Source organism: Pseudomonas sp. DWRC2-2, from assembly GCF_049897885.1.
GTDB lineage: Bacteria > Pseudomonadota > Gammaproteobacteria > Pseudomonadales > Pseudomonadaceae > Aquipseudomonas > Aquipseudomonas azotoformans_A.
The window spans coordinates 373,407-385,351 of the sequence record NZ_JAFCXD010000001.1; the positions used below are offsets into that span (position 1 = coordinate 373,407).

Genomic DNA, 11,945 nt, shown 5'->3' on the forward strand with positions numbered 1-11,945 from the left:
GGGCTGCCTGTCATCGACCAAAAATGTAGTTGCAATATAAAACCGGAGTCCTTACGGTACAACTGGTTTCATTTTAAAACCACAAAGGATATCCCCATGCCTTCCTCCCCCTTGAGTAACAAAGTGGTGATGCTGTTCGCCATCGCCTGCGGCCTGTCAGTGGCCAATGTCTATTACGCCCAGCCGTTGCTCGACGCCATGGCCGAGACCTTTGCCATGGACCACGCCACTGTCGGCAACATCATTGCCCTCACCCAGGTCGGTTATGGCGTGGGCCTGTTATTGCTGGTGCCACTCGGGGATTTGCTCAACCGGCGCAAGCTCATCGTCAGCCAGCTGCTGCTCTCCACGCTGGCCGTGCTGGTGGTGGGATTGTCCTCAAACAGTTTCTGGCTGTTGGCCGGCATGGCACTGACCGGCCTGTTGGCGGTGGTCGCTCAAGTGCTGGTGGCATTGGCTGCTCATCTGGCGTCGCCCGAACAGCGCGGGCAGGTGGTGGGGTTGGTCACCAGCGGTATCGTGGTCGGTTTGCTGCTGGCCCGCACGGTGTCTGGCGCGATGGCCGACCTGGCGGGATGGCGCTCGGTTTACTTGCTGTCGGCGGGCTTGACGCTGGTGATGGCGATCTTGCTGTGGCGCGTATTGCCAAGCACCGAACAACCGCGCGCCACCGGCACTTATGGTGCGCTGCTCCGCTCGGTCTTCAGCCTGTTCAAGGAGGAAAAGGTCCTGCGTGACCGCGCCGTGCTGGCGATGTTGATTTTCGCCGCCGGCACCGTCTTGTGGACGCCGCTGGTACTGCCCTTGAGCGCCCCGCCGCTGTCGCTTTCCCATACGCAGATTGGCCTGTTCGGACTCGCCGGCGCCGCCGGAGCACTTGGCGCTGCCCGCGCCGGTCGCTTGGCCGACAAAGGCTTTGCCCAGTGGACCAGCGGCACGGCATTGCTGCTGATGCTGCTGTCCTGGATCGCCATCGGTTTTACCCAATCATCGTTGTGGGCATTGGTGCTCGGCGTGATTGTGTTCGACCTGGGCCTGCAAGCCGTGCATGTCACCAGCCAGAGCCTGATCTACGCCGTGCGCCCCGACGCCCAGAGCCGGCTGGTGGCCGGCTACATGCTGTTTTACTCAGTGGGCAGTGCGCTGGGCTCCATCAGCGCAACCGCCCTGTATGCCAGGGCGGGTTGGATCGGGGTGTGTGGCCTCGGCGCCGCCATCAACCTGCTGGCGCTGATCTACTGGCTGACCACACTGCCCCCGAGACCTGTTTCAGTCCTTGCTGCCGGTCATGCTTTGCAGCACGCCGTCACGGCGGATCAACCCATGGAACAACGCCGCCGCCAGGTGCAACAGCACCGTCAGGAATAGCAGATAAGCCAGGAACCCATGGGCCCTGCGCAGCACCGCGAACAACGGCGCGTTCGCCCCCACCAGCGCCGGCAACTGCACCGAACTGCTAAGCATTACCGGGTCGCCCGCCGCCGAAATCATCGCCCAGCCCAGCAGTGGCAATACTAGCATCAACGCATACAACACCAGATGGGACGCCTTGGCCGCCAGCGCTTGCCACAGCGGCAAGTCAGCAGGCAACGGCGGTTGGCGCGTGGAGAAGCGCACGACCAAACGCACGATCACCAAGGCCAGGATCGCGATACCCAGCGGCTTGTGCAGGTGGATCAACCACTCATGGCGCTCCGAAACAGAGGCCGCCAGGCCCGCGCCGATAAACAGCATGGCGATGACCATCAGCGCCATCAGCCAGTGCAGCAGGCGCGCCAGGGGCGCGAAAAACCGGGGTTGGACATTCATGGCTTCGACTCCTGAGGGGCGCTGTGCAACGGGCTGACTTCACCGGCGCGACGCAGGTACGAGCTGGCGTACGCCGCCGAACGGGCCGCCAGCAACGGGTCATTGGAGGCTACGATACCGCTGGGCAGAATCAGTGGATCAAAGTTGATATCGCGGCAATCGCCATTAGCCTGCGGCTGGCTGCTTTGCAGCACCAGGGTGCCGGCATTGATGATTTTATGCTCGCCGGTCCAGGCCTTGCTCGCATCGTCCACGGGATCGCCGGGGTTGGCCAGGGTCATGTTCAACTGCCAGCGCAGCGGCCCGGTCGCCAGGCGCTGGACCAGGTCCTTTTCCAGGAAATCACCGCCCGCAGTCGCGGTATCACCCGCCGCATCCTGGCTCTGCGGCACCACGCCCCAACGCACGGCCTGGCGCTTGCCATCGGCCCCTACCAGGAAGAACGCGTTAATGCCGTTGTAGGTTTCGGTCGCATAACTGGCCGAAGGCTTGGCGGTCTTGACCCACGCCAAGAACGGCGCCGTCTCGGGATGAGCAGCAAAAAATGCCGGCATGCTCGCCGGGTCGGGCTTGCCGGTGGCAGGCTGCGGCGCACCGGCCTTGAGCATTTGGTAGAACGCCTCGGGCGTGCCCACAGGGAACACCGGCATGCTGTTCATGCCGGTGCGCCACTGCTGGCCGTTGGCCTGGCTGAACTGCACGGCAAAACTGCGGATCGGCACACTGCTGTCTGGCGCATAGGGGTTGCCGCTGGGCAGAGCAAACCGACCGATCAGTGGGGTCTTAGCCTCGCTGAACACCTGGGCGCTGGAATAGGCACGGGCTTCTGCGCTGCTCTCGAAATACCCGGCCACGCACACACCCTTTGCATGGTTACGCCGGAAGCCAGGGTGCACGCCGTTGTTGGCTTCCAGGGCATTGACCAGGGTTTTCGGGCGCAAGCGCTGTGGGTCGAGGGTGCCGTTGACGTAGGCAAAAGCCCCCGCCATAACCGCAACCACGGCACCGATACCTGCCAGGCGTGCGATCAGGCTCGCAGTGCTCAGCGGAGGACGGGGCGGTGATGAGTGATCTACCATGAAGGAACTCCAGGGCCAAAGGCCTTAGGGGGTAAACATAAGGTCGGAGCATTAAGACGAACGCCGATCGGCTCTATTCCCTGGCCTTTGATTTATTTCCCAGGGTCGGGAATAACCTTCAACGCCGTACGTCTCTCTAGTCCCAGCGTAGTGACCAGCCAGATTCCCATGCATGAACTCGACGAACAGTTACGTGAACTCATCCCAAGGCTACGGCGTTTTGCCGTGTCCCTGACCCGTAACGCCAGCAGCGCCGACGACCTGGTGCAGTCGACCCTGGAACGGGCGATCATCAGTTGGGCCGACAAACGCGTCGAAGGCGACTTGCGCGCCTGGCTGTTTTCGATCCTCTACCGGCAGTTCCTCGACGCCCACCGCCGCACCCGGCGCTATGCACGCATGCTGGAGTTCTTCACCGGGCGTGACGATGCGCAGCCGTCGGTGGAACGCACGGTGATCGCCCAGTCGACCCTGCAAGCCTTCGATCAACTCAACACCGAGCAGCGCGCGCTGCTGCTGTGGGTTTCGGTCGAAGGCCTGAGCTACAAGGAAATCGCCGAGATTCTCGAGGTGCCCATCGGCACCGTGATGTCGCGCCTGTCACGGGCGCGCCAAGCCCTGCGTCAACTCAGTGATGGCGAAATTGCCAGCCCTTCCCTGCGGATACTCAAATGATCAGCCTGCCCCCCAGCGAACGCGATTTGCATGCCTACGTCGATCACCAACTGCTGGAGAGTGATCGCCGCGTGCTTGAAACCTACTTGGCCGCCCACCCGGATGTCGCCGCCCAGGTCCACGCCTGGCAACACGATGCGCAGTTGCTGCGTGCCGCGTTGGGCGGCGCCCTGCAACAGCCGGCCAACCCAGACCTGGACCCGGCACTGATCCGTCAGCGCATCAAGCGTCAATCACGGCGCCACTTTGCTACGGCCGCCGTGCTGCTGATCGCCGTCAGCCTCGGCGGTGTCGGTGGCTGGCACGCCCGTGAAGCCACCCAGCCGGCCCAACTGCCGATGGCCGATGCGATGCAGGCATTCCGCCTGTTTGCCCAGGACGGCATCATGCCCGCCGACTACAAGGTGCAGGGCGGCGGCACGATGCAAGCCTGGCTCGACCGCTACTTCAACCAGGCGCACCGCCTGCCGGACTTGAGTGCTTCCGGGTTCACACCGATCAGCGGGCGCCTGCTCACCACTGAGCAAGGCGCCGCGGCCATGGTGCTGTACGAGGACCCGCAAGGCCGGCGCATCAGTTTCTATATCCGCCCACCGGGACCGGAAAACGGTTTCCTGCCAAGAGGCAGTCGCAGTGCCGATGGCTTGCAGGCGCAATACTGGTCGGGTGCCGGCTACAACTATGCGGTGGTCAGCCCCGTGGATCAGCCTAGCCCGCCGCTGCTGAAGTTCTAGAAACCGACGTCAAGCACCACGTTGTCCAGGTAAGTGCCGGCGGGAGGCGTGGACTGGTCGGTGTAGATCTTGGCGTTGTAGTTGAACACCTGGCTGCCGATACCCAGGCCGTTGCCGGGGTTGATCTCGGCGGTGGAGCTGTCGCGACGAGCTGCGCTTACACTGCCCCAGCGCGTGGTGCCGGCGCTTTTGAAGATGTCATAGGCCAGGTAGTTGCTGCCCGAGATCATTCGCCGCCGACCGCCCACGCTGACGGCGTTCTGGCCGTCGCTCAAGCCGACGTTGTAGGCACTGCCTTTGGTGCAGGAAATACTGATGGTCTGGCCGGTGACGGCGGTAAACCCGCTGATGACAGGCGCGCTGCCAAAACTGATGTTGGGCGCGGTGATCTGGCAGTCGTTGGTGACCGTCATGCTCACCGTCAATGACGCGGTACCACTGCCAATATCCCGGCCGGCGCAGATGCCGCCGATGCCAATACCCGAACAATAATTCCAGCTCCAGGCGATGCTCAGGGTCTCGGTGTACAGGCCTGCGGCGACGTTACTGCCGGTAATGCTGCTCACGTACAGCGGCAGGGTTTTCGCGCCAGGGCCCGCAATCAAGCCAAAACTCTGAGCGATCCCGCCGGCGCCGCCGAAGTCAAATTGCGCACCGCGCGTGATCGGAAAGCTGGTGGTGTTGTTGCCGTAGATCGTGTAGCCGATCACATCGCCCGTCGGCCCAACCATACCGCCCTGGGTCGAACCGGTGATGGTGGCGTAAAAATGGTCGGTGGAGACCAGCAATGAAATCAACGCCGACGTGCATCGCAACCCCGCGTTGGTCGTCGAACTGGCCTGCGCGGCAGTGCGCACGGTCATTGAACTGATCGAGCCGAAGCCCGCCGGCGCAGTGGTCACCACTGAGCACGCCGCCATCGCCGGTCCCGCAAACATTAACCCCATCAGGCACAGCCAGCCTGTGCGTTTCATTGGCACACCAAAGGCCCGAGCAACGGCACGCCCTGTTGCTGCTCCTCCATCTCAAAACGCGCCTGGCACGTACGCCCCTCGCCTAGCGTGACCTGCAAGGTGTTATGGGCCGAGAGGTTTTCCAGGTACACCAGGCCATCCCAACCCACCACCGCCTGCTGGCCGCTTTGTTCATGCACCACCAGGCTGCCCAGGGGCAATTCCTGATGTTGGGTGTCCACCAGCGTGACACTGGCCGCGAGCACCCGACGCAATGGAAACTCCAGCAGGTAGCCGCTACCACGACGCACCGACACACGCTGCTCCACATTCGGGCTCTGCACGTTGAGCGGGAGGTTCAACGGATCGATTTCATATTTGCCGCGGTAATACGCACTGCTCCAGGGCACCAGCAGATGGCCGTTGCGGTCGGTCTCGCCGACCAACTGGTTTTCATAGCGCACCGGAATCCCGGCGAAACCCTGGGTACTCACCACCACAAAAGCGTCGTTGATACGGTTGGCGGCAAACATATCGCCGCCCATCCACACCAGCGAGCCACTGGCATCCGCCCAGCGCGTCTCGGCGTCGCTGCTGCCGTACACACCGGCCTGCAACTGCACCGACTGCAAGCGCCAGGTCAGGTCGGCCTGCCGGTACGCCGGGCCATCGCCCTGGGCATAACCGAGGTTGTAGCCCACCCCACCTTCGCTCGGCACCGCACGGCTGTAGTTGAGGCGCTGGCGGCTGGCGCCATCTTTGCTGCGCTCGGTACTCACGGCCAGGCTGCCGTTGAGGTCGAACGGGATAACCAGCTGCGCCTGCATCGCCCAGTTGCTATCGCCAATCTCACGGTTGGCCGACAGGTAGAAACTGGTGTTGTGCCACAGGGGTTTGCTCCAGCTCAGGTTGAGCAAGCGCGTGCGCGAGTCGTCCGCTGCCTGTACGTCGAAATAACCTACGCCCAGGCTGCCGAAACGCTCAAGGTTGAGGCTCAAGGTCACCTGCTCACTGCGCTTGCTGAGGCTGGCGTAGGGGGTGTCGACCAGGGTCAGGTCGGCATACTCATCACGCCGCTCGACCCGTTGGTACGACAGGCTGTAGCGCGTGCTGTTGTATGAATACCCCAGGCTCAGTTGCTGGCCGCTGCGTCCTTCGAACTGGCTTTGGCTGACGGCGGTGTTGAGCACGCCGAAGTTGCCCAGCCGCAGGTTGCCACCCAGGCCGCCGAGGGTCAGGTCACTGGACGCCTCGGCATGGCTTTCCAGGGTCAGGTTGTCGGAAACACCATAACGAAAGGTGCCGCTGGCGACGCCAGGCCCGTAGGCGAAATCTTTCAAGGTGTATTCCCGGCGCAAGGAACCGGCGGCCACCGAGAAATCCGTCAGGCCTTTTTGCAGCAGCGAACTCGTCACATAAAACGGCACCGTGGTCGACACCTGGCGACCCAACGCGTCGGTAGTCACCACCACTGCCTCACCCGCACCGTTGATAAACGGCACGTTGGTCAGGGTGTAAGGCCCTGGTTGCAGCAGTGCACTGTCGGACTTGTAGCCGTTGATAAACAGGTCCACCGAGGACGGCACGGCAGCTTCACCGGCAAATTGCGGTAAAGGGTAGGTCACCAGGTCCGGGCGCACGGCGAAGTCCCGTGAGAACTGCACACCGCCCAGGCGTACCGAGCTGCTCCAGGGCAAGGCGCCGCTGATCACGTCACCTGCCTCGTAGGTCAGTAGCCGCTCATCATCGGAGAAACGCCAGGTGGTGTCATAACGCCGGTAGCCATTGTTGAAGGTACTGCTGCTGATCCCATCGGCCAGGGTCTGGCGATACTGCCCGGTGTTGGACAAGGTGCCCCAGTTGTCGAACAGCCGCACTTCGTTCCAGGCGGCGAGGTAGCTGCCGCCTTCGTCAGTGTCGTTGAAGTACAGGTCATAGTTGAGCAAGGCACCGAAACTGCTCATCGCCTGGGTGCGCGGGTAGGTGTTGCGGTTGCCGATAAACTGTTCCTTCAACCACGCCGGCGGCACATCCAGCAGCAGGCGCTGGCCATTGCTGTCGTAGTCACTGTGCAGGCCTGGGATCATGTCCAAACCCACGCTGCCACTCAGTTCACCGGGCAGCTTCATGCCCACATCCTGCAGCGCACTGGCGGGTACGTAGAGTTGCCCGGCGCGTTGATCGACCGCGATGACGCGACCGGTGTCCATCTGGTTGACCACCAGCTCCAGAAACAACTGTGCATCGGCGACAGCCTCCATACTGCTCGGCGGCGGTGGCAGGTCGCCAGCCACGCCTTGGGGCGCAACCATTGCAGCCCATAGCCCGCTTACCACTGCTACCGACGGCCATAGACGACGAGTCCGACCACGACTCACACATGGCGTTGTGTCCTTCAATGGACATCTCCATCCGTTTAAAACCCGGAGCGTCCCGCCCCGCTACACTCGGTTACCGCTTCGGCGCGAGGCTCTCCAACTGTTGCGCCCCGTTGATCCTGACCTGCAGGGGCTGATCAGCCGACAGCGCATCCGGCACCGGCCAGCGCATGGTCGCGCCCGGCAACACGTAGCCCAATAAGCCATCGACCAGGGGTTTGGTCTGCCCGCCCTGCTTGAATGAAGCATCGGTAAGGCGCGCATGCACGGCGCCCTGGTTACGCACCTCGATATAGTTGCGCCCTGCCACCGTGACCTTGTGCCAGCTCAAGTCCGGCTTGCCGGCGCCGTTGGGGTCGCGCTGGCGCGTACTGTCGTCCTTGCTCCACAGGCCCGCGCCATACGCGAACAGCGGCACCGAGTAGCGCATCTGGAAGCGAATCGCCGCTGCAGTGTTCTTGCCCTCTGGCGGCGTCGGCACCTGCAAGGGCGAAGGGATTTCATCGATGATGATGCGGTAGGCCAACTCTTGCCCTGGTGGCACTTCGCGGGTGCGAGTCAGGCGTACCAGTTGTTTTTGCCCCGGCTCGATTCGCGCCACCGGCGGGCTGCCGATCACATCGCGCTGGTTCTGGTATTGCTCGTCGAAGCCGCTCTGGCTCCACGCAAACACACGAATCTGCAGGCTCGCAGTTTCGCTCCCACGGTTTTCCAGCCATAGCGCACTGGCCTGTTGATCGGCCTCCAGCACCGGGTCGATGGGCCAGATCAGCACAGAACTGGCTGCCTGTACGAACCCCGCCGTGCACACCGCACTCAAGGCAATACCCGCGGCCCACAGCCGCCGGGAAGGTGAACGCATAACCCCACTCCTTATACCGATTGCCTTACCACGTCAGCTGCACCTGCAGCGTGTCGCTGTATGTCCCCCCAGGCTGATTGCCCGGCAATTGCACCCGCCCGTAGATCGGCAGGCTGATGTTGTTCGCATCGCTGTACGCCACATTGACGCTCTGGCCGATCCCCAGGCTCTGGCTGAACGTCGCATCCCGAAACAACTGGTAAGCCACCCGCGCGCTGCCGCTGTTGAGCTGCAGATTGCGTCCGGTGCTGCTGTGCAGGCCGCCGTCGACGCTCATGCTCAATGTCACCCCCGGCGTGCATTGCAAGGTGACACCCCCGGTCAACGCCGCCGTGACCGTACTGGTGGCCAGGGCCGAGTAACTGCCGTAGGTCAACGCGCCGTAATTGGAGCCCCCGCCCACAATCAGGCAACCCGGTGTGATGGTCGCGCTCACCTGGAAGCTCTGGCTGGTCACCGCCGACAACGGCAGCGGCACCGCCAGCGCACAGGCCAGCAACGCTCTGAGCCACATCGCTAGAACGTCAGTTCCACGGCCACGGTGTCGGTGTAGGTGCCGGCTGGCAGCCCCGCCTTGCCCACCGCCCGACCGTAGAGGTTGACGGTCTGCGCCACGCCGGTACTGGTGGCGAGGGTGATCACGCCGTCGATTGCCAGCAGCGCGGAATGACCGCTGTCGGTATAGAAGTCGTAGGGCACGAAGTTGCCCGCACCGTCGGCCAATGCACGGCTGCCACCCGGAGACGCACCGTCATGGGCACCCGCGCGCACCTTGACCGCTGGCGTGGTGCCGCTGGAACACAGGATCGACAGCGCCCCGCCAGTGCCGGTGCCACCGAGCAACTGGGCATCGGCGTTGGTGAACAGGCTGTTGGTGGTGCCGAAGTTCAAGCTACCGAAGTTCAGCCCGGTCGCCGCGCCGGAACCGTTGACCTGGCAACTGGCGATCAATATCAGGCTGGAGGTGATCTGCCCGGTGACCGTGGTTGCCGCGTTGAGGTTGGAAGCCATCGCCAGCCCCAGCGCACAAGCGCCTAATCGCGAAACAAGTACATGCATGGTGTTCATCCTCTTGAGTTACCAGTCCAGTGTCACCGTCAACGTGTCGGTGTAGATCCCTGCCGGTAAGGCACTGGTATTTGCCACCACGGAGCCAAACACCGGGATCGGTATCTGGGTGCCCTTGGCCACGACAAAATTGCGTTGCTGGCCGATGCTGTAGGTGCTGCGGCCCTGGGGATCGGCGGACAGCCGATACGGAATCATCTGACGCCCATTGCTCAGGCGCCGCGTGGTGCCATCGCCATTGGTGCCGCCGTCGATAGTCACGGTAAAGCTCGAGACGGACGGGTTGCACGACACCGCCAACGGCGCTTTTTCGCCATCGGTGACGCCTGCGCCCAGCGTGTTGTTCCAGGTCGGGCCCTGGCTGCCGAAGTCGAGCATCGCCGTACCGCCCGTGGGGTTGACCGGCGCGCTCTCGACGCCTTTGCTCACTTCGCAACTGGCAGTGATCACCAGCCGCGCCTGGATAAACCCGGTCGCGACAGCCGCCTGCGCGTCATCCGCCAGCACCAGCAGGCCGCCCATGGCCACAACGGCCAGATAGCGGCTTACCATGTGACCGTGACCTTGAGCAGGTCGGTGTAGCGGCCGACGGCTGGGATGTCCTTGAGCGGCTCGATGCGGCCATACAGCGGCAGATCAACGAAGCCCGCGTCCGGCACGCGACCACTGATCGGCACATCCACCGGCAACGGCACGCTCCGTGCGGCGTCGGCATAAATACGATAGGGAATGGGTTTGATCAAAGGGGTAGCGCTGAGGTAACGCACTTCACCGGTGCCGCCGTGCAGGCCGCCATCCACACGCACCTGATACGGCGTGTCGGGGTTGCACTCCAGGCGCGGCTGGCGCTGGCTGATCAGTGCCGCACTCAGGGGCCCGGCCGGGTCGTCCAGACGCGCGCCGCTGCCGAAATCCAATATGCCAAGTTGCTCGATGCCAGCGCTGCGGGTGGTGCCCACCAACTGGCAGCCCCGCTGCACGTCGATACGCACCTCCACCTGGAGTTGTGCACCGAAAGCCGTGCTGCAGAGCATCGCGCCCATGACTGCCAATACTGCTCGTCCCTTCACTGCCCCAAATCCTTGTACAGGGGTGACTGCTGTGTAGGAGGTTAGTCACTCAGCGAGAAACTGCCAGTCTGGGCAGGTTTACAACCGTGACATGCCTTTTCGAGATGGCATGCAGCGCCCTTCTCTATTGGTCAAAACGCAGCCGTCGCCCTAAAGTGGGCAACCACCGAAACACAGAGTGACTTGCATTGGCCGCGTTTTCCCTGATCCGTCGCCTGCTCGGTAAGAAAACCGACGCCCTCGACGCCTCGCCCATCCCCGCGTTCTTCCAGCAAAAAGCCGAGCAACAGGGGTATACCCTCAGCGCCGGGCAAACCCGAGCCATCGCTGCCCTGGCCCGAGAAACCCGCCTCCTGCTCGCCGGCCAGCCCACCCGTAGCCTGTACCTGCACGGGCCGGTGGGACGCGGCAAAAGCTGGTTGCTGGACGGGTTCTTCCAGGCGTTGCCAATCGCCGAGAAGCAGCGCGTGCACTTTCATGACTTTTTCGCCCAACTGCATCGCGGCATGTTCACGCATCGTCAGCAGGACGATGCGCTGGCCGTGACCCTCGATGAACTGCTGACGGATTGCCGAGTGCTGTGTTTTGACGAGTTTCACGTCCACGACATCGGCGACGCGATGCTGATCACGCGCCTGTTCAAGGCCCTGTTCGAGCGCGGTGTGCTGGTGCTGGTAACGTCCAACTATGCACCGCAGGGACTGCTGCCCAACCCGCTGTACCATGAGCGCTTCAAACCGGTGATCGACCTGATCGATGCACGCATGGAGGTGCTGGAAGTCAGTTCGCCCCAGGATTTTCGCAGCCTGCCCCAGGCCCAGAGCGCACAACGCTTTACCAGCGGTCAGTACGTTTGGCCGGGGACTGCGCACCAGCGCGAAGCCTTAAGTCTTCCCGCTGCCGACTGCCCGCCGCAGCCCCTGGCCGTCGGCAACCGGACCTTGATCTGCCGCCGCCACGCAGGCCGCTCCATCGCGTTCACCTTCAGCGATCTTTGCGAGCAATTGACCGCAGTCATGGACTACCTGCTGCTGTGCCAGGACTACGACCACTGGATCATCGACGGCCTGCCGCAACTGGCGGACTGCCCGATCGCCGTGCAGCAACGCTTCATCAACCTGGTGGATGTGCTTTATGACCGCGACAAGCACCTGATCCTGATCGGCGAGCAGCCCCTCGCGATTGCCCTGGGCGGCGAGGCTATCGACCTCGCCCGCACCGCCAGCCGTCTGGGACAATTGCAACAGGCTGACCCGCAACCCGCGCGCGAACCGGTATCATGAGCGTCATTTACGCCTTCTAGCCGAGTGACCGCGC

13 protein-coding genes are annotated in these 11,945 nt (G+C 63.1%); 4 read left to right on the forward strand and 9 right to left on the reverse strand.

What is annotated here, in order from left to right; genetic code table 11:
- The first annotated feature begins 96 nt into the window (after positions 1 to 96).
- Positions 97 to 1,368: an MFS transporter gene (locus tag ACP7EW_RS01955; RefSeq protein WP_426214931.1), complete on the forward strand. Its 1,272-nt coding sequence runs from the start codon at positions 97 to 99 to the stop codon at positions 1,366 to 1,368.
- Here ACP7EW_RS01955 and ACP7EW_RS01960 read toward each other — a convergent pair.
- Together ACP7EW_RS01960 and ACP7EW_RS01965 are read right to left on the reverse strand one after the other, a co-directional pair.
- Positions 1,270 to 1,809: a cytochrome b gene (locus ACP7EW_RS01960; protein WP_426214933.1), complete on the reverse strand. Its 540-nt coding sequence runs from the start codon at positions 1,807 to 1,809 to the stop codon at positions 1,270 to 1,272. The two genes, ACP7EW_RS01955 and ACP7EW_RS01960, sit on opposite strands and share 99 nt — an antisense overlap.
- Positions 1,806 to 2,888, reverse strand: a complete 1,083-nt coding sequence (locus ACP7EW_RS01965; protein ID WP_426214935.1) for a catalase family peroxidase — start codon at positions 2,886 to 2,888, stop codon at positions 1,806 to 1,808. The genes ACP7EW_RS01960 and ACP7EW_RS01965 overlap by 4 nt, the downstream gene beginning before the upstream one ends.
- Before the next feature lie 168 nt (positions 2,889 to 3,056).
- Between ACP7EW_RS01965 and ACP7EW_RS01970 the strand changes: the two genes are divergently transcribed.
- Together ACP7EW_RS01970 and ACP7EW_RS01975 are read left to right on the forward strand one after the other, a co-directional pair.
- Positions 3,057 to 3,563: an RNA polymerase sigma factor gene (locus tag ACP7EW_RS01970; RefSeq protein ID WP_016976147.1), complete on the forward strand. Its 507-nt coding sequence runs from the start codon at positions 3,057 to 3,059 to the stop codon at positions 3,561 to 3,563.
- Positions 3,560 to 4,297: an anti-sigma factor family protein gene (locus ACP7EW_RS01975; RefSeq protein WP_426214937.1), complete on the forward strand. Its 738-nt coding sequence runs from the start codon at positions 3,560 to 3,562 to the stop codon at positions 4,295 to 4,297. The genes ACP7EW_RS01970 and ACP7EW_RS01975 overlap by 4 nt, the downstream gene beginning before the upstream one ends.
- Here ACP7EW_RS01975 and ACP7EW_RS01980 read toward each other — a convergent pair.
- From ACP7EW_RS01980 to ACP7EW_RS02010, 7 genes are all read right to left on the reverse strand, one after another.
- Positions 4,294 to 5,271 (reverse strand): Csu type fimbrial protein, encoded by a 978-nt coding sequence (locus ACP7EW_RS01980; protein WP_426214938.1) that lies wholly within the window; start codon positions 5,269 to 5,271, stop codon positions 4,294 to 4,296. The genes ACP7EW_RS01975 and ACP7EW_RS01980 overlap by 4 nt on opposite strands.
- Complete coding sequence (locus ACP7EW_RS01985) at positions 5,268 to 7,562, reverse strand: fimbria/pilus outer membrane usher protein (RefSeq protein WP_426214940.1); 2,295 nt, start codon at positions 7,560 to 7,562, stop codon at positions 5,268 to 5,270. Before ACP7EW_RS01985 ends, ACP7EW_RS01980 begins: the two co-directional genes overlap by 4 nt.
- Positions 7,563 to 7,701: 139 nt before the next feature.
- Positions 7,702 to 8,490, reverse strand: coding sequence for a fimbrial biogenesis chaperone (locus ACP7EW_RS01990; protein ID WP_426214942.1), 789 nt, complete (start codon positions 8,488 to 8,490; stop codon positions 7,702 to 7,704).
- A 25-nt stretch (positions 8,491 to 8,515) separates the two neighbouring features.
- Entirely contained in the window at positions 8,516 to 9,004 is a 489-nt protein-coding gene (locus ACP7EW_RS01995; RefSeq protein ID WP_426214943.1) for a Csu type fimbrial protein, read from the reverse strand.
- A gap of 2 nt (positions 9,005 to 9,006) precedes the next feature.
- On the reverse strand, positions 9,007 to 9,549 hold the full coding sequence (locus tag ACP7EW_RS02000; RefSeq protein ID WP_025999725.1) for a Csu type fimbrial protein: 543 nt from the start codon (positions 9,547 to 9,549) through the stop codon (positions 9,007 to 9,009).
- An 18-nt stretch (positions 9,550 to 9,567) separates the two neighbouring features.
- On the reverse strand, positions 9,568 to 10,110 hold the full coding sequence (locus ACP7EW_RS02005; RefSeq protein ID WP_038844070.1) for a Csu type fimbrial protein: 543 nt from the start codon (positions 10,108 to 10,110) through the stop codon (positions 9,568 to 9,570).
- Positions 10,104 to 10,601: a Csu type fimbrial protein gene (locus tag ACP7EW_RS02010; protein WP_426216361.1), complete on the reverse strand. Its 498-nt coding sequence runs from the start codon at positions 10,599 to 10,601 to the stop codon at positions 10,104 to 10,106. Before ACP7EW_RS02010 ends, ACP7EW_RS02005 begins: the two co-directional genes overlap by 7 nt.
- Before the next feature lie 215 nt (positions 10,602 to 10,816).
- Between ACP7EW_RS02010 and zapE the strand changes: the two genes are divergently transcribed.
- A complete protein-coding gene (gene zapE / locus ACP7EW_RS02015; protein ID WP_426214944.1) occupies positions 10,817 to 11,911 on the forward strand; it encodes a cell division protein ZapE in 1,095 nt (364 codons plus the stop codon).
- Positions 11,912 to 11,945 lie beyond the last annotated feature (34 nt).